At 67.1% G+C, this 16,484-nt stretch carries 10 protein-coding genes and 1 pseudogene; 5 read left to right on the top strand and 6 right to left on the bottom strand.

From position 1 onward, the window contains the following. The first annotated feature begins 401 nt into the window (after positions 1-401). The 3 genes from AB4Z37_RS14780 (at position 402) to AB4Z37_RS14770 (ending at position 4,081) form a co-directional block, all read left to right on the top strand. A complete protein-coding gene (locus AB4Z37_RS14780; RefSeq protein WP_441517483.1) occupies positions 402-929 on the top strand; it encodes an OmpA family protein in 528 nt (175 codons plus the stop codon). Positions 930-1,010: 81 nt separating this feature from the next. Next, positions 1,011-3,290: a DUF4384 domain-containing protein gene (locus AB4Z37_RS14775; RefSeq protein WP_441517482.1), complete on the top strand. Its 2,280-nt coding sequence runs from the start codon at positions 1,011-1,013 to the stop codon at positions 3,288-3,290. A gap of 239 nt (positions 3,291-3,529) precedes the next feature. After that, positions 3,530-4,081, top strand: a complete 552-nt coding sequence (locus AB4Z37_RS14770) for a TIGR03809 family protein (protein ID WP_441517481.1) — start codon at positions 3,530-3,532, stop codon at positions 4,079-4,081. Here the strand turns inward: AB4Z37_RS14770 and AB4Z37_RS14765 are convergent. From AB4Z37_RS14765 to meaB, 3 genes are all read right to left on the bottom strand, one after another. After that, positions 4,037-5,401 carry a TIGR03808 family TAT-translocated repetitive protein gene (locus AB4Z37_RS14765; protein ID WP_441517480.1) on the bottom strand — a complete coding sequence of 455 codons (1,365 nt, stop codon included), beginning with the start codon at positions 5,399-5,401 and terminating at the stop codon, positions 4,037-4,039. The genes AB4Z37_RS14770 and AB4Z37_RS14765 overlap by 45 nt on opposite strands. 94 nt (positions 5,402-5,495) lie before the next feature. Next, positions 5,496-6,200: a pyroglutamyl-peptidase I family protein gene (locus AB4Z37_RS14760; protein ID WP_441517479.1), complete on the bottom strand. Its 705-nt coding sequence runs from the start codon at positions 6,198-6,200 to the stop codon at positions 5,496-5,498. After that, positions 6,175-7,173 carry a methylmalonyl Co-A mutase-associated GTPase MeaB gene (meaB, locus tag AB4Z37_RS14755; RefSeq protein ID WP_441517478.1) on the bottom strand — a complete coding sequence of 333 codons (999 nt, stop codon included), beginning with the start codon at positions 7,171-7,173 and terminating at the stop codon, positions 6,175-6,177. Before meaB ends, AB4Z37_RS14760 begins: the two co-directional genes overlap by 26 nt. A 234-nt stretch (positions 7,174-7,407) precedes the next feature. On the opposite strand from meaB, the gene AB4Z37_RS14750 reads away from it, so the two are divergent. Together AB4Z37_RS14750 and AB4Z37_RS14745 are read left to right on the top strand one after the other, a co-directional pair. Next, a complete protein-coding gene (locus AB4Z37_RS14750; RefSeq protein ID WP_441517477.1) occupies positions 7,408-9,558 on the top strand; it encodes a hypothetical protein in 2,151 nt (716 codons plus the stop codon). A gap of 243 nt (positions 9,559-9,801) precedes the next feature. Beyond that, the gene (locus tag AB4Z37_RS14745; RefSeq protein WP_441517476.1) at positions 9,802-11,574 is read left to right on the top strand and encodes a diguanylate cyclase; all 1,773 of its coding nucleotides are present in this window, start codon (positions 9,802-9,804) and stop codon (positions 11,572-11,574) included. A gap of 112 nt (positions 11,575-11,686) precedes the next feature. Here the strand turns inward: AB4Z37_RS14745 and AB4Z37_RS14740 are convergent. The 3 genes and pseudogenes from AB4Z37_RS14740 to AB4Z37_RS14730 form a co-directional block, all read right to left on the bottom strand. Continuing rightward, positions 11,687-12,334, bottom strand: a pseudogene (locus AB4Z37_RS14740) (PdaC/SigV domain-containing protein); the annotation flags it as partial. Between the two features lie 91 nt (positions 12,335-12,425). Further along, complete coding sequence (gene scpA / locus AB4Z37_RS14735) at positions 12,426-14,585, bottom strand: methylmalonyl-CoA mutase (RefSeq protein WP_441517475.1); 2,160 nt, start codon at positions 14,583-14,585, stop codon at positions 12,426-12,428. Next, positions 14,582-16,465, bottom strand: coding sequence for a methylmalonyl-CoA mutase family protein (locus AB4Z37_RS14730; protein ID WP_441517474.1), 1,884 nt, complete (start codon positions 16,463-16,465; stop codon positions 14,582-14,584). Before AB4Z37_RS14730 ends, scpA begins: the two co-directional genes overlap by 4 nt. Between the last annotated feature and the right edge of the window lie 19 nt (positions 16,466-16,484).

The following is a 16,484-nucleotide window of genomic DNA, read 5'->3' as shown; positions in this document are numbered from 1 at the left end:
CAACGATCCCAGCCGTGAATGTGTATGAAGATTGCTGGCCGCGCGACATGCCATCGTGATTGCCGGACTTCCCAAAAAAATCGCATCCCGATTTGAACGTCCGGCGCCCTGCCGCGACTACCTGTTGTGGGAGGGGCAACCCTCCCGGGCTGTTCGGCGCGAGCGCCCATCCACCCACGTGCCGAAACGGCTGGACCCGCCCGGTTGTCCCCCCGGGCGGGTCTTTTTAAATCGGATTCGCGATGAGGTGCGTGGCAGCCATTCGGTCGTTTCTGTGGGCCTTTCGGCGCCGGATGTTCCGTGATGCGGGACATGCGATCCTGCACCTTATTGTGATCGTTCCGACCTGCGCATTCGCGCAATCTCCTGCTCAATCTCTTGCAGACGACATCAGCGCCGCATTGCGGTCGCCATCGCGGCTGACCCGCAGCTTCGGCTCCGCGGCACCCGATCCCAGGGCCGCGGCGGACAAGCAGTTCGTCGACGCGCTGCGCAGCCGCTCCATCGCCGTCGAGCCGGTGGCCCCGCCGACCGCCGCGGAGCGTGAGCAGGTCTATGCGATCGCCAGCGCACGACCGGCGATCGACCTCGAGATCCTGTTCGAGTCCGGTTCGGCAGGGATCGGCGCCAAGGCCGCGCCGATGCTCGCAGCTCTTGGGCAGGCGCTGTCGCGTCCCGAATTCAGGGGCGAGGTGTTCTTCATCAACGGCTATACCGATGCCAAGGGCAGTGCAGGCGTGAACCAGAAGCTGTCGCAGCGGCGCGCGGAGGCCGTGCGCCGCGCGCTGATCGACCAGTTTCGTCTGCCGCCCGATACGCTGATCGCCGTCGGCTTCGGCAAGGAACGGCTGAAGAATCCGGCTCATCCGCTCGCCGCGGAAAATCGCCGCGTCCAGATCGTCAACACCACCGTGACGGCGGCGCGTTAGCGCGTTATCGAGCGAAGCGGACGCCGGTTGGCGTGAAGAAAACGCGTTCGGATAGATCGAGGTTTTTGGAAAGACATGTGCATGCCCGGCCGGTTGGACGTTATGCGCCGCGAGGCGGTTCGGATCGCGGTCGTCGCCGGCCTTGGCATGCTGCTCGGCGGCACCGCGATGCGGGCGCAGGATGCGGTGTTGCCGCCGACCGATCCCGTCGCGAAAGCCGCCTTTGCGGTGCTGGAGCGCAATTGCGCGCGCTGTCACCAGGAAGGACGCCTGGTCAATCGCGAGCGTCCCGCCAAGAACTTCGGCAACATCCTCAGGCTCGACCAGATCGCCGCGAACCCCAGCTATGTGTTGCCCGGCAATCCGCTGGGGTCGAAGCTGTTTCGCCAGATCGCCGACAGGGAAATGCCTTATGACGTCAACTACGAGGGCGAGACCCGCTTTGGCAACGTCTCGGAAGCCGATCTGAAGGCCCTCGAGGCCTGGGTCACCGCGCTCGGCAATCGGGCGACGGCATCGTGCGAAAGTCACAAGCTGATCACGCCAGTGGCAATGATCGATGCCATGGCCGCGGACCTTGCGCGTCAGCCGGCCGCGCGCCGGCCGATGACGCGTTACCTGACGCTGACCCATCTCGCCAACAGCTGCACCGATGCCGCGGCGATGAAGGTCTATCGCCAGGGCGCGGTGAAGCTCCTGAACTCGCTCAGCCGCTCGCCTGGTGTGGTGACGCTGGAGACGATCGGTCCCGAGGCGAGCATCCTGCGTGTCAACCTCGCCGACCTCGGCTGGAGTGCAGCGGACTGGGACGGTCTGCTGACCGTCTATCCCTACAACGTCCAGTCGGATCAGCCGGGCCAGGGGGCACTGGCGAGCGCCACGGGCTCGGCGCTGCCGTATCTGCGCGCGGACTGGTTCGCGTTCGCCGCCTCCCAGCCGCCGCTCTATCATCAGTTGCTGCGGCTGCCCGCCACCTTCCAGGAACTGACACGGGACCACGGCGTGAATGTCGAGAACGACATCCGCAGTTTCGTCGCGCAGCGCGCCGGTTTTCAGAAGTCCGGCGTTAGCCAGAACAACCGCCTGATCGAGCGGCACCCGTCGCGCAGCGGCTATTTCTGGACATCATATGATTTCGCCGGCAACCGCGATCGCCAGAACCTGTTCGATTTTCCGCTCGGTCCAGGCGGCGACGGCTTCTATCACGATGGCGGCGAGACCGTTTTCAGCCTGCCGAACGGCTTCCAGGGCTACTACCTGAACAAGGCCAATGGCGAGCGGCTCGACAAGGGGCCGACGTCGATCGTCCGGGATGCCTCCCGCAAGGATTTCGCCGTCACCAACGGTGTGTCCTGCATGGGCTGCCACGACCAGGGATTGCGCAAGGCCAAGGACGACATCCGCGACAGCGTGCTCGGCGCGCGCGCGTTTGCGCTGGAGGTGCGCAATGCGGTCGAGGGGCTGTATCCGCCGCACGATCGGATGGACGCGACGATTGCTGCGGATGCAAAGCGGTTTGCCGACGCCATGGCGCGCGCGGGCCTCGATCCGGCGCTCAAGCTGAATGGCGTCGAGATGATCAATGCGCTGTTCAAGCGCTACGAGGACGATCTCGACCTCGCACAGGCTGCCGCCGAGCTCGGCATCTCGGTCAAGGACTTCACCGCGGCGGCCGCGGACGCCAAGCCGAAGATCCGGCCGCTGATCCGGCGGTTGTCGCAGGGCTCGGTGCCGCGCGATCAGCTCGAGGTGATGTTTCGGGATCTGGCCGCCGAGCTGACTGATCTAAGGCCGGTGCGGCTTGCAAGCGCGCGGCAGTCGGAAGCGTTCACCCAGAGTCTCGCGCAGCCGATCTCGCTCACCGATCTGTCGCTGACCTCGGATGCCGACAGCTATCGTTTGGGAGACAGCCCGATCTTCACCGTGGTGACGCCGCGCGACTGCTTCCTCACCCTGACCGACGTCGATGAGAAGGGCGAGGGCACGGTGCTGCTGCCGAACAAGTTTCAGCAGGACAACCGTGTCCGGGCCGGCGTCCCCGTGCAGTTTCCCGGCATCGGCGCGCCCTTCCAGTACCGGATGAAGGACAAGGGGACGGAGACGGTGGTGGCCGTCTGTGCGGTGCGGGCCGACGGTGGCGACGCCATCCGGCACGATTTTACCAGGAGTGCCTTCACCTCGGTGCCGGACTACACCGCCGCACTGTCGCGCTCGATCGCCGTGGTCGCTGCGCCGTCCGGGCCGCCGGCGCTGTCCGGCACCACCAACACCGGCACACCGGCCGTATCCGGACCGCTGCTGCCGCCGGCCGATGCTGCCCGCGGTTCGTTCCGGGCCGCGATCAGGCTGCAGGTGAGATAATTCCGTCGAAACATCGGCATTTCAAAAATCGGTCATCAACCAATGCCATATGAGCGGCGGCTGCGATGCTGGTCGCACTCCGCGAGCGGTATCTGCGCCTTCCCCCGCCTGACGTGTCCGAATGCGGAATGTCAATTCTCGCATCTGGACATCCCACAATCTTTCCACAAAATAGTCGCATCGGCTGATTGATTCGTCGTTGCGTCTGCGTCCGGCCTTGGATTCTTTGCGGACTTTTTATGACCCAGCGACCTGAGCTCCAGCAGCGCCCGGACAAGACTCAGACCCTGACCTACTTCGCACGGCCCGCAGTGCGTGGGCGCGCGCTCGCAGAGCAGCGGCTGGCCTATCTGACCGAGCTGTTTGACAGCGGTCGCTGGCGGCGCTTTCACACCGAAACGGACTTTCTGCTGAACGTGCGCGAGGCCAAGGCCGCCGTGGACGCGTGGCGGCGGATCGAGCAGTTCAAGCCGGCCAGCGGGCGTGTGCCGACAGTGCCGCAGCCCGAGATGCAGGCGCCTCCGATGGCGTCGGAGCCGAGTGCTGCGATCGTTTCGCGGCGCGAGCGGGGCGTGGTGGCGAGCCTGCCGAAGGCCGATGAAGCCGATGTCCGGCGTCCGGCATTGCCGCGGTCCGAACCGGGTGGGGCCGTCATCCCGCTGCCGGAGAGGGGGCAGGTGGCGAGCCTGCCGCGTATCGACAATGCTGATATCCAGCGACCGCCGCTGTTGCCGCCGGTGATGTTCTCAACGCACGGTATTGGTGCCGAGCGCAATCTGCTGAAAGCGTGACGCACCTGCGAGGGTGAGGTCGCCGCTTGCCGGCTTGGCGTGATCGAGGCCGACGATGGCGCCGAGCGAGGCGCCCGAGATCATGTTGCCGTTGACCAGAGCCGTGCCGGCGCCAGGCGTGACCGAGATGCCGATGCCGACGCGGGCGTTGCGGACGACATTGCCGGTGATCGCGACGTCGCGCAGGTAGCTGCCCCATCCGGCGATGATGCCGAACGACGGCGCGTTCTCGATGACATTGCCGCTGACGGCCGTATCGGCCTCGACATAGATGCCGACACCGGCATCATCGTCGGGTGCGGTGCCGGCGGGGCGCTTCGGCAGCAGGTTGCGGATGACATTGCCCTGCACCACGGCGAGGCGGCCGCCCTCGTTGAAGTTGCACACCGAGACGCCGGTCGCGGCGCCGTCGACGGTGTTGCTGGCGATCACCGCGCCCTCGAAGCTGAACTCGGAGTAGAGCGCGACCTCGCGGACATTGCTGACACTGTTGCCGACGATCTGGATGTTGGCGGCGGAATTGCCGCGCACCGCCGAATAGTCGCAGTCGCTGATGCGGTTGCCGCGCACGATGACATTGCCGGCACGGAACGCGTTGATGGCGTTGCCGTACTGACCGGAGCCTCCGGGGCCGGCCTTGATGGTTGCGATGCGGTTGTCGGTGACCAGCGTGCCGTCGTCACCGATCGCGCTGCGCAGGATTTCGATGCCGTTGACCGAGCAGGCCCTGATGCTGTTCTGGCTGACAGCGAGCCCCCGCGCATCGAACGAGATCACGGCCGTGGTCGCGATGTCATGGATGCGGTTGCCGCGGACCTCGCCGCTGACATTCTCGAGCCAGATGCCGGCGCCGCTGCTCGCCATGATCTCACAATCGACGATGTGCAGATCCTGTCCCTGCTGACAGTGCACGAGGCCGCGACGGGTCGGGAGCGGCACGCCGCCGCCGTCGAGCATGAGGCCGACAAGACGGATGCCGTCGCCGCCCTGGCTTTCGAGCAGCGATGCGCCGCCGGTGAGTTGCAGGCGGCTGGCACCGGCGACGCCGGCGAGCTGGGCGCCATGCGGCAGCCGCAACAGGCCGGTGCGATAGACGCCCGGTGGCAACGCCAGCGGCACCTGCGCCCGCGCGCAATCGTCGATCGCGCGCTGCAGCGCGTGGGTCTGGTCGTCGGGGCTGTTGGCGCGCAGGCCGTACTGGCTGGCGTCGCGGCCGAGCGCGGACGGCAGCGGCGCAGCCTGCACCGCTGCCGGCGGCAGTGCGCCAAGGGCAAGGCCGGCGGCCGAGGTGGTGAACAGGCGGCGGCGATCGATATCCATGGCGCAGGTCCGGGCGCTGCGGTGGGTGAGGCTCCAGAATAGCGCCGGATGCCATGCGCCTGCCGGTCTGGCAGCGCGATTGTTCGGGGCGTGGTTAACCGGCGGCTGTGGCGCGCAGGCGCTGCCGGGTGAGCGTCGCCAGCGTCACCAGCATGGCTTCGCCGGCATCGACCAGTTCCTCGAATGCGACCTGCCGGATCTGCGAGCGGCGTCGGCCGGTCGCATCGCGCGGGATCAGCGGGATGTGCACGAAGGCCGCGAGGCGGGGACCGTTCGGCATGGCAGTGGCCTCGATCGCCTTCCAGCTGAGGTAGTTGCAGAGATAGCGTCCGGCATCGCGGGACGGGCGGGCCCACACACCTGTCTGCAGCGCCGCCCGCAGCAGCCGTTGGGTATGCGGGCCGAAATGGCGGTCCGTTGCGGTGTGACGTGTGATCCGCGCGGCCTCGCCGCGGCCGTGATCGGCATCCGGCCACAGCGTCGTGACGGCGTTGCGCGCCCGCGTCTCGATGCGAATGTAGGGCGTGCGCTGCGCCAGTCCGAACATCAGCAGCGCGTCGGGCTTGTTGTGGGCGAGCAGCGCAGGGAGATCGCGGTCGACGGCGCCATAGCTGACATGGAAGATGTGGCGGCTCACGGCCACGTCAGCGAGGGCCGGGCGGCGCAACTGGCCGAGGCGGGCCACCAGTCGTTCGGTCGGATTGTAGGGCGCGCCGGGAAAGGGGCCGAAGCCGGTGATCAGGATCCGCACCTTGTCCATCGCCGTCCCCGCTTCACGATCCTTTGGACGCGCTGGCATCGAGCAGCTTCGCGATGGTGTCCGCCGCGATCGCCGGGGTGATGCGTCCGTCCGCCACGGCCGTCTCGGTGTCCTTGACGGCGGTGCGGATGGCCGGGTCGGCACGCAGACGCGCGCGCATCCGCTCCTCCAGCATCGACCACATCCATTTGACCTGCTGGCGGCGGCGGCGGCCGGCGAACTCGCTGCATGCGATCATCGCGGTGCGATGGGCGAGAACCTTCTGCCACAGCTCGGCGATCCCGGCGCCGGTCAGCGCTGAATAGGTCAGCACCGGCGGAAACCAGTGCTCCGAGCGCGGCGCCAGGATGTGCAGCGCGGCGTTGTATTCGGCCGCGGCGGCCTTGGCGCGGGTGAGATTGTCACCGTCGGCCTTGTTGACCGCGATCATGTCCGCGAGCTCGACGAGGCCCTTCTTGATGCCCTGCAATTCGTCGCCGGCGCCGGGCAGCATCAAGGCGAGAAAGAAATCGGTCATGTCGCAGACCGCGGTTTCCGACTGGCCGATGCCCACGGTTTCCACCAGCACGACGTCGAAGCCGGCTGCCTCGCACAGCAGCATCGCTTCGCGGGTCTTGGCGGCGACGCCTCCGAGCGTGCCGGCCGACGGTGAGGGACGAATATAGGCGCCGTTTTCCGCCGACAGCCGGGCCATGCGGGTCTTGTCGCCGAGGATCGAACCGCCGGTGCGCGCCGAGGATGGATCGACCGCGAGCACCGCAACCTTGTGCCCGCACCCGATCAGGTACATGCCGAGCGCATCGATGGTGGTGGACTTGCCGACGCCCGGCGAGCCGGTGATGCCGACGCGGATGGCATGGCCTGTCGCGGGCAGCAGGCGTTGCAGCAGGTCACGCGCCTGGACCTGATGGTCGGCCCGCCGGCTTTCGATCAGGGTGATCGCGCGGGCGAGGGCGGCACGGTGGCCGCCACGGACGTCATCGGCGAGGCTGGTCAGGTCACGCGCAGTCATGCCTGTTCAATAATCGAGCCCGCACGGCGCGTCACGTCCGTGGGCCGCCCTGATCACATCGATTTTGCCGGCCGCCGCACTCCGAGCCGGGGAACGCGATCCCGTTTTCTGGAAAATATTATATTTTCCATTATCTTAAGGTGATTGCGACGGGCTGCCGCATAGCGCTCCTCCAAGTGAACCATCGCCGCCGTCGGCACCACTAACGCTCAGGTCGTTGTGCGGGAGGGGCTGATGGTGCGGATCTCGGCCACGCGAACGGTGTTGCCGCTTGCCCTTGCCCTGCTCGGAGCACGTCCGGCGCCCTGCGCGGACCTGCTCTGGCAGGTGGAGAGCCCTTTCCGGTTTTTCCGGAATAGCAGCACCTTTGCCGTCTATGAGCGCGGCTATCCGGCTGCACGCGACGGGACGGCACAGCCGCCCGCCGACGTGATCTGGCGCACCGAACGACGGCTCAACGATCCCGATTGCCGTGACATCACCACGCCCGATACCTGCGCCGCTACGGCACGATCCCGCTATGCCAGCACGCGGCTCGGCTGGGCGGCACAGACGATCGACGCAGTCTGTTACGACAGCCGGCAGGGGCGCTATCCGGTGACGTGTGAGCGGCGTTACTCCTGGGGCGTGGCCAAGGAGGATTACGTACTGCCGGAGGCCCACACGGTGGTGATCCGCCTCGCGCCGGAGCGCCTCGCGGACGTGCCGCAGGGCGACTGCGCCTGGAGCTGGACGCCGCGCAAGGCGGGTGGCCGCACCGAAACGCGCAAGCTCGCCTGCGCCACGCCCCTTGTCATTCCGCGCGTGCCGTTCTCGCTCGACCGCGCCGCTTCCGGCGTCAAGGTCGAGGTGGCGCTGCCTGATGGCCGTACGCTGTCCGACGGCAACGTCGCGGTGGACGACCTGCTCATCGTCGCGATGGGCGATTCCTTCGCGTCGGGGGAAAGCAATCCGGACCGGCCGGTGACCTTCAGCGCCTCGCGGCAGATGATCTACGATCCGTTGCAGGCCCGTGACGACCAGGTCGCGGCGCATGCCCCCTCCGCCGAGCCATCGACCCGGTCGCTGGTGTTCGGCCTGGCCTCCTCGCCGGGCTTCGACCCGAAGGTGCTGCCGCGGCGGTTGCTGGACGATGAAACGAAGGGATTGAGCTATCGGCTGAGCTCGCCCGAGTTTGCCGCGGCTTTCGCCAGGAGCGGCCCGCACTGGCTCAGTCCCGATTGTCATCGTTCGCAATACGGCTACCCCTTCCGCGTTGGCCTGCAGCTCGCGCTGGAGAACCCGCATCGCTCGATCACATTGATCAGCCTTGCCTGCACCGGCTCCGAGGTCACGGAGGGTCTGTTTTTCGACAAGAAGGCGCGCGAAGGCACTGGCAATGCCATGGTCCGCGCGCAGCTCGACCAGCTCGCCGACTTGATGTGCCGTGGTTCGCGGACCATGGCTGCGTCCTACATCTTGCCGGTCTACGCAAGTGGCAGTACCGAGGTGTCCACCCGCGCGGTCGCCAAGAGCTGGTGCGCGCCGCAAAGCCGCAAGCGGCCGATCGATACCGTGCTGCTGTCGATCGGCGGTAACGACGTTGGCTTCTCGGCGCTGCTGCTCTACGCCATGACGGAAAGCGCTGGTGATCTCGCACCGATCGCTTCCGCGATCGGTCAGCAGATCCGCTTCTCGCCCCAGGTGGCACGGGTCTACATGGAGCAGCTCGACGAGCGCATGAAGGCGCTGCGTGACGCCCTGCAGGACGGTTTTGGCGTGGCGCCGCAGCGCGTGCTGCAGACGGCCTATGAGCCGATCCAGTTCGACGAGACCGGCGCGCTGTGCGGCAACGAGCCGGTGCTCGGGCTCGATGTGCATCCCAAGCTGCGGCTCGATCGGATCCGGCTTGGCGAGACCGTCGATTTTCTCAAGGATTTTTTCGCCCGGATGCGCTGCATCGACGATGCCAGGGCCGGAGGCTGTCCGGCGCTCGCCACCGGCGCCGGTACCGGCTTCCAGCTCGTGAGCGATCATCAGGTCGAATTCGCGCGCCGCGGCCTGTGTGCGCGGGATCCGAAGCGGGTGGTTGCCGATGGTGACCTGATGGCGATGCCGCGTCGCTGGCCCGACGGCGAGGGGTTCTCGCCGTACTCGCCTGCGGCTTTCCTGCCCTATCAGCATCGCTGGCGGCTGTTCCGCACGCCGAACGATGCGTTCCTGACCGCCAACGTGCATTCGAGCGGCTTCTCGCTGTTCGATATCCTGCAGCCTGTCTATGCCGGCATGTACAGCGGCGCCGTGCACCCGACCGCCGAGGGCCATGCGATCGTCGCGGATCATGTCGTGCGCCATGTCCGCGCCATCCTGGGCAGGGGCTCCGGCCATGAAGCGGAAACGCGCTGACTGCGCCGTGCCGAACCGCGGCGGGCTTGTGGCATCCCACGCCTGCACGCCGCGATTTCAAACGCGTCGGTTGCATTGCTGAAAATGAACGCCGAAAAATAGCACATCGGTAAAATGACCGAGCGCGGATCATACTCTTTTTACCACTCGCTCAGTTCCGTCGCACTGCAACAGGGCGTTTAATCCCGCTCTAAGCGATGGTCGTGTTTGGTGTGCCCGAACGGTTGGGATCGGTCGCATTTCATGACGTCGCTTCGCCTTCGAAAGCTCTACCGGCTGGCCGGCTGGCTGACAGCGATCGGCTGCTTGCTGCTCGGCGGAATCCTGTTCATGGCCAACCTCGAGGCCTATCAGCGCGATCGCGCTGCCGTGGCCGAGCTGGATCGTTTTCAGCTGGCGCTGACTGCTGCGAACAGGGTCTCGGCCGAGCGTGGCCCGGCAAACGGTCGGATGGGGGCGACACGCGAGACCCAGCTGCAGCTCGATGCCGACCTCGCCGCAGCGCGGCGGCGCTCCGACGATGCGCTCGATGCGCTGGAGAAGCTCTCCAGCCGGACGCTCAGCCATGCCGGCGACGAACTGAGCCTGATGGCGAAGGTCCGAGCGGAGCTCGCGGCCGGGCGCGCCGCAGTGGATGCGCTTTCGTCCGAGCCGCCGGAACAGCGCGACAGTGCGCGAATCCGCACCGCCATCGAGAAGATGTTCGCGGCGGCGGATGTCGCCGCGGTGCTGCGCGACGACCTCGGCGGAGACATCACACGCGATTACCCCCAGATCGGCCGGGAAATCCTGCTCAGCACCATCTGCAGCAGCATGCGCGAGTATGCCGGGCGGCTTGGATCCTATGTGGTGATGATGCTGGCGTCATCGGGCGAGCCTGATCGCGAGCTGTATGATCGGATCACCAGCACCGAGGGGCGGCTGACGGAGCTTCGCGCGCTGCTCTCGAACTACGCCAGCACCCTGCTTGACGACGCATCCGTGCGTGAGACGCTCGATGACGTGGATCACAAATATTTCGGTGAGGCCCTGCCTTTTGCCCGTCAGGTGGCGGACAACATCGCGCTGATGAGCGGCCGGATGAGTCTGGCGGATTTCACCGCGCAGTACGTTCCCGGCATGAAGCCGTCGGAAACCCTGCGTGAGCTGATCGGTCAGATTTCCCATCGGCGGGTCACCGAAGCGCGCGACCGGGCGCAGCGGATGCTGGCGTTCACCGCCGCGCTGATGCTGTCGGTATGGTCTGCGCTGGTGCTGATCGGCGTGGCGCTGCACCACCTGCTGTTCCTGCCGCTGATGGCGGCCCGTGAGCAGATCGTGGCGATCGCGCAGGGGGTGCTGACCGAGCCGCCGGACAGCCGGCAGGGCAGCGAAGAAATGCAGGAGTTGTTCGCGAGCCTCGATGTGCTCCGGCAGCAGCAGCGGCAACAGAAGGATACCGAGCTCGATCAGGAGCGGATGGCGGCCAAGCTCAAGCGGCTGTCGGAGACCGACCCGTTGACCGGCCTGTTGAATCGCCGGGCGCTGGAGACGATCGGGCGCCGCGCCGTGACCGAAGCCGACCGTACCGGACGGTCGCTGGCGCTGATCATGCTGGATATCGACTACTTCAAGTCGATCAACGACACCTATGGTCACGGCGTCGGCGATGCCGTGTTGAAATGCGTTGCCGCGACCGTGCAGTCGCGCCTGCGGCCGGGGACGTCGTTTGCCCGCCATGGCGGCGAGGAGTTCGTGGTGCTGGTGCAGGCCGAGCGCAACGACGAGGGCCGTGTGATCGCCGAGCGGCTGCGGACCGCACTGCGGCTGATGTCGGTGCCCGAGGCACCGGCGGTGCTGTCGGTGACGGCGAGCTTCGGCGTCGCGACCTATCGTCCCGGGCTCAAGAGCTGGGATGCGCTGGTGGCGGAAGCGGACCGGCGGCTTTATCTCGCCAAGCGGCTGGGACGCAACCGGGTCTGCACCGAGGACGACGACCAGTCGGGCACGTCGGGCAACGGCCGTCTGGCCAGTTGAGGCGCCGCGAGACAGCCGCCGCTTGTTTGGGCTTGTCGGTGGCGGGACGACTGCCGCCGAAGATCGCGGCCCCTTCCGGGGTCAGGAACGACTTGACGGCTTCCCACGGCACGTAGGCCTCATAGCTGCCCTCGGCATAGGAGCCGACGGCATAGGGCGAGTAGATGAAGACGAGGCCGGAGCTCTTGCCGGAGACGGTCGATGGCGCGAGGCTGACCGGCCCGATCTTGAGCAGCTTCGGCTCGATGTCCTTGAACCAGTCCATCTCGGGGGCGTCCTCGACCCCGCGTTCCTTCTTTTCGGCCTTGAGGGCCGCGATGATCGCTGTGCGCAGCGCGGTCAGGGTCGGGCCGCCGTCGGCGAGCTCGGTGAAGAACGGGCGGATGCTGATGCGCTTGCCGGTCGTGCGGTCCCACAGGATGGTGTCGAGGACCGTGTTGGGGTGAGCGCCGCCGGTGTAGCTGTACTCCTGCCGGGTGATGCTGACATAGCGGTCGGCGATCACGGCGTCGGTGGTGTACCGGCGCTCGAACGACCAGGGATTGCCGTCCCGGAACAGCTCGGGCGATGCCTTTGCTTCGGTCTCGGCCTCGCGGCGGGATTTCTCCGCCCAGCGCTTGCCCTCGGCCAGCAGGTTGGCGGCGAGCGGCGCGTCAGCCTTGATCGTGGCGTCAAGGCCGACGGTGGTTTCGACCACCTTGCTCTTGGACGCGTAGGCGGCGGGATCGGCGGCGGCGACAGCCGGCGCCGACGCGGCCATGGCGAGCCACAGGACCGCCGCGCGCGCGGCGATATGGAGAGTCTTCGCCGGCGTCGCGCGCGGCGTGATCGTGTGTTCGTGCTGCATTGATCTACTCCGCTGCAGCGCTCGCGTGGCCGAGCCGCACGTTGAGCTTGTGGATCAGCTCCTCGGCGGCATCCGCGATCACGGTGCCTGGCGGAAAGATCGCTTCGGCGCCGGCCTTGTACAGCGCGTCGTAATCCTGCGGCGGGATCACGCCGCCGATGATGATCATGATGTCCTCGCGGCCCTGCTTTTTGAGCGCCGCCTTGAGCTCCGGCACCGCCGTGAGATGTGCGGCGGCGAGTGACGACACGCCGAGCATGTGAACGTCGTTCTCCACCGCCTGGCGGGCGGCCTCGTCGGCGGTCGCGAACAACGGTCCGATGTCGACGTCGAAGCCGACGTCGGCGAAGGCCGAGGCGATCACCTTCTGGCCGCGGTCGTGGCCGTCCTGTCCGATCTTGGCGACCAGGATGCGCGGCCGCCGGCCTTCGGCTTCCTCGAACTGCTCGATCAGGGCCTGCAATCGCTCCACCTTGTCGGACATGGCCGAAACCTCGCGCTTGTAGACCCCGGTGATGGACCTGATCTCGGCGCGATGGCGCCCGAACACTTTTTCCATCGCGTCGGAGATTTCGCCGACGGTCGCCTTGGCGCGCGCGGCGTCGATCGCCAGCGCCATCAGATTGCCGGTGCCGTCCGCCGCCGAGCGGCTCAGCGCCTGCAGGGCCGCGGCGACGTCATGGTCGTTGCGCTCGTTCTTGAGCCGCGCCAGCTTGTCGATCTGCAGCCGCCGCACGGTCGAATTGTCGACCTTGAGCACGTCGATCGCCGCCTCGTTCTCCGGGCGGTACTTGTTGACGCCGATCACCGACTGGCGGCCGGAATCGATCCGGGCCTGGGTCTTGGCCGAGGCTTCCTCGATCCGCAGCTTGGGAATGCCGGCCTCGATCGCCTTGGCCATGCCGCCCAGCGCTTCGACCTCCTGGATATGGCCCCAGGCTTTCCGAGCGAGATCCATCGTCAGCCGTTCGACATAATAGGAGCCGCCCCACGGGTCGATGATCCGCGTGGTGCCGCTTTCCTGCTGCAGGAACAGCTGGGTGTTGCGGGCGATGCGGGCCGAGAAGTCGGTCGGCAGCGCCAGCGCCTCGTCGAGCGCATTGGTGTGAAGCGACTGGGTGTGGCCCTGGGTGGCGGCCATGGCCTCGATGGTGGTGCGCGCGACGTTGTTGAAGACGTCCTGCGCGGTCAGCGACCAGCCCGACGTCTGGCAGTGGGTGCGCAGCGACAGCGAGCGCGCGTCCTTGGGGTTGAACGGCTTGAGCAGCTTCGCCCACAACAGCCGCGCGGCGCGCATCTTGGCGACTTCCATGAAGAAGTTCATGCCGATCGCCCAGAAGAACGACAGCCGCGGCGCGAAGCGATCGATGTCGAGGCCGGCCTTGAGGCCGGCGCGGACATACTCGACGCCGTCGGCGAGGGTGTAGGCGAGCTCGAGGTCCTGCGTCGCCCCGGCCTCCTGCATGTGATAGCCGGAAATCGAGATCGAGTTGAACTTCGGCATCCTCGTTGAGGTGAAGGCGAAGATGTCGGAGATGATCCGCATCGAGCTTGCCGGCGGATAGATGTAGGTGTTGCGCACCATGAACTCTTTCAGAATGTCGTTCTGAATGGTGCCCGACAGCTTTTCCGGCGGCACGCCCTGTTCCTCGGCCGCGACCACGAACAAAGCGAGGATCGGCAGCACGGCGCCGTTCATGGTCATCGACACGCTCATCTGGTCGAGCGGGATGCCGGCGAACAGCGTGCGCATGTCGTAGATGGAATCGATCGCGACCCCGGCCATGCCGACGTCGCCGGAGACGCGGGGATGATCGCTGTCGTAGCCGCGGTGGGTGGCGAGATCGAACGCCACCGACAGGCCCTTCTGGCCGGCCGCGAGGTTGCGGCGGTAGAACGCGTTGGAGTCCTCCGCCGTGGAGAAGCCGGCGTACTGGCGCACGGTCCACGGCTGGTTGATATACATGGTCGGGTAGGGGCCGCGCAGGTAGGGGGCGATCCCCGGCCAGGTGTCGAGGAAGTCGATCCCAGCGAGATCGGCCTCGCCATACGCGGGCTTCACCGCAATGCCTTCCGGGGTCTGCCAGGGCGTCGCGTCGCCGGCGACGGTCGCGGCTGCGGCGGGCGCGAACGCAACCCCTGTGAAATCAGGAACGCGGGTCATGGCACCCTCACTTGGGCAAATGCTTGAGCAAAAGCAGCGTCGAGCGTCGCCAGCGCATCGCCCCCGGCATGGATGAAATCACCGACGCCGGCAGCCCGTAGCGCAGCCTCGTGCTCGCCGCCGCGGCCTGCGAGATAGATATGTCCGGCGCCCGCCGACTGAAGTGCCCGGGCCGTCGCCTCGGCGAGTGTCGCGTAGACCTTGTCCGATGAGCACAGGCAGGCCAGCGCGGCGCCGGATTTCCTGAACGCGGCCGCGATCGCTGCAGTGTCCGTGCCGCCATCGCCATCGACGGCCTCGATGCCGCCGGCTTCGAAGAAGCTCCTGGCGAAGGTCGCACGTGCGGTGAAGTCAGCCGCGGTGCCGACATTGGCGAGGTAGACTTTCGGCCGGGCACCGTGCTCCGCGAGCACGCGATCGGAACGGTCGCGCAGCCGTTCGAACGGCTCGGCGAGGCGGATCGGGGCCAGTGCGGTGAAGGTGAATTTCGGCTCGCCATAGGGCGGCAGCGTGACTGGCGTCGCCTGCAGCACCTCGGCCGGCGCCTCATGGAGGTTGGGAAACTCGCTGGCGCCGGTGAGCACGTCCTTGCGGCGGGCGATATTCTTGTCGCGGGCTGCACGCACGGCGGCGACCCGATCCTGGATCAGGTTCTGCCTGAGCGCGGCGAAGGTGCCGCCGGCTTTCTCGATCTCCTGGAACAGGGCCCACGCCGCCTTGGCCACCTCCGCGGTCAGCTCCTCGATGCCGCCGGAGCCGGCGGCGGGATCGGTGACCTTGTCGAGGTTGGATTCCTCGAGAAGGATGAGCTGGGCGTTGCGCGCGATGCGCCGCGCGAAGGCGTCCGGCAATCCCAGCGCCAGCGTGTGGGGCAGCACCGTGATACTGTTGGCGCCGCCGAGACCGGCCGCGAAGGTCGCAATCGTCGCGCGCAGCACGTTCACATAAGGGTCGCGCTGGGTCAGCATCCGCCACGCAGTGTCGGCGGCGATGACCAGCGGCTGCGGTTCGAGGCCGCAATGCCGTTCGACATGCGCCCACAGCACGCGCAGCGCACGGAATTTCGCCAGCGTCATGAACTGGTCGGCATCGGCGCTGAGCCGCGCATAGATCATGCGCCGTGCCGCATCGAGCCCGAGCCCCGCAGCCTCCAGCGCGCGCAGATACGCCACCGCCGTCGCGACGACGAAGGCGAGCTCCTGCGCTTCCGAGCCGCCGGCGTCATGAATCACGCGGCCGTCCGCGACCGCGTAGGGGCCGCGGAACCCGATGGTCGCGAACTGCGCGACAGCCGGGCCGAAATGCGCGGCAATCTCGGACCAGTCGTAAGGGCTGCTGCCGCCGGCGGCGCCCGCGCCGATCGGATCGAAACCGAACCGGGCGTCCACGCTGGCCGGAGGGATATTCCGCCTGGCGAGCAGATCGGCGAACCGCTGCGGCATGTCGCGGGTCTGCGGGCCGATCTGGAACTCGATGCCGATGCCGGCGTCGGGATAGATGCCGGCGAAGATCTGCTCGAGCGCGGCCACTGACGGCTCGAGGCCAAAGCCATGGGCGCCATGGGCGCCGGCGAACACCAGCGCCAGCCCGTTCGCGCCGTTTTCCAGGTCGGTCAGCGCCTGTGCGTTGGCGGTGGCGGCGTCGGGGTGGTCGACCCGCTGCATGATCCGCCATGGGGTGGCGGCAGGACGGCCCGCCACGAGGCCGGCGTTCGCTGCGCGGCCATAGATCGGCGTGATGTGCAAGCCATCATAGGTCTTGCTGACGAGACGGTCGAAGGGGGCGCCCTTCAACACGCCGTCGACCAGCGTCTTCCAGTCGTCGTGGGTTGCCGGCGGAAATTCCCGCGCCAGTGGCAGATCGTCGGTTTCGGCGGACATGGAAGGGGGTCGTCTCCCG

This window comes from Bradyrhizobium sp. 2TAF24 (assembly GCF_052115025.1).
GTDB lineage: Bacteria > Pseudomonadota > Alphaproteobacteria > Rhizobiales > Xanthobacteraceae > Bradyrhizobium_A.
This window is presented reverse-complemented; position numbering and strand designations above follow the sequence as displayed.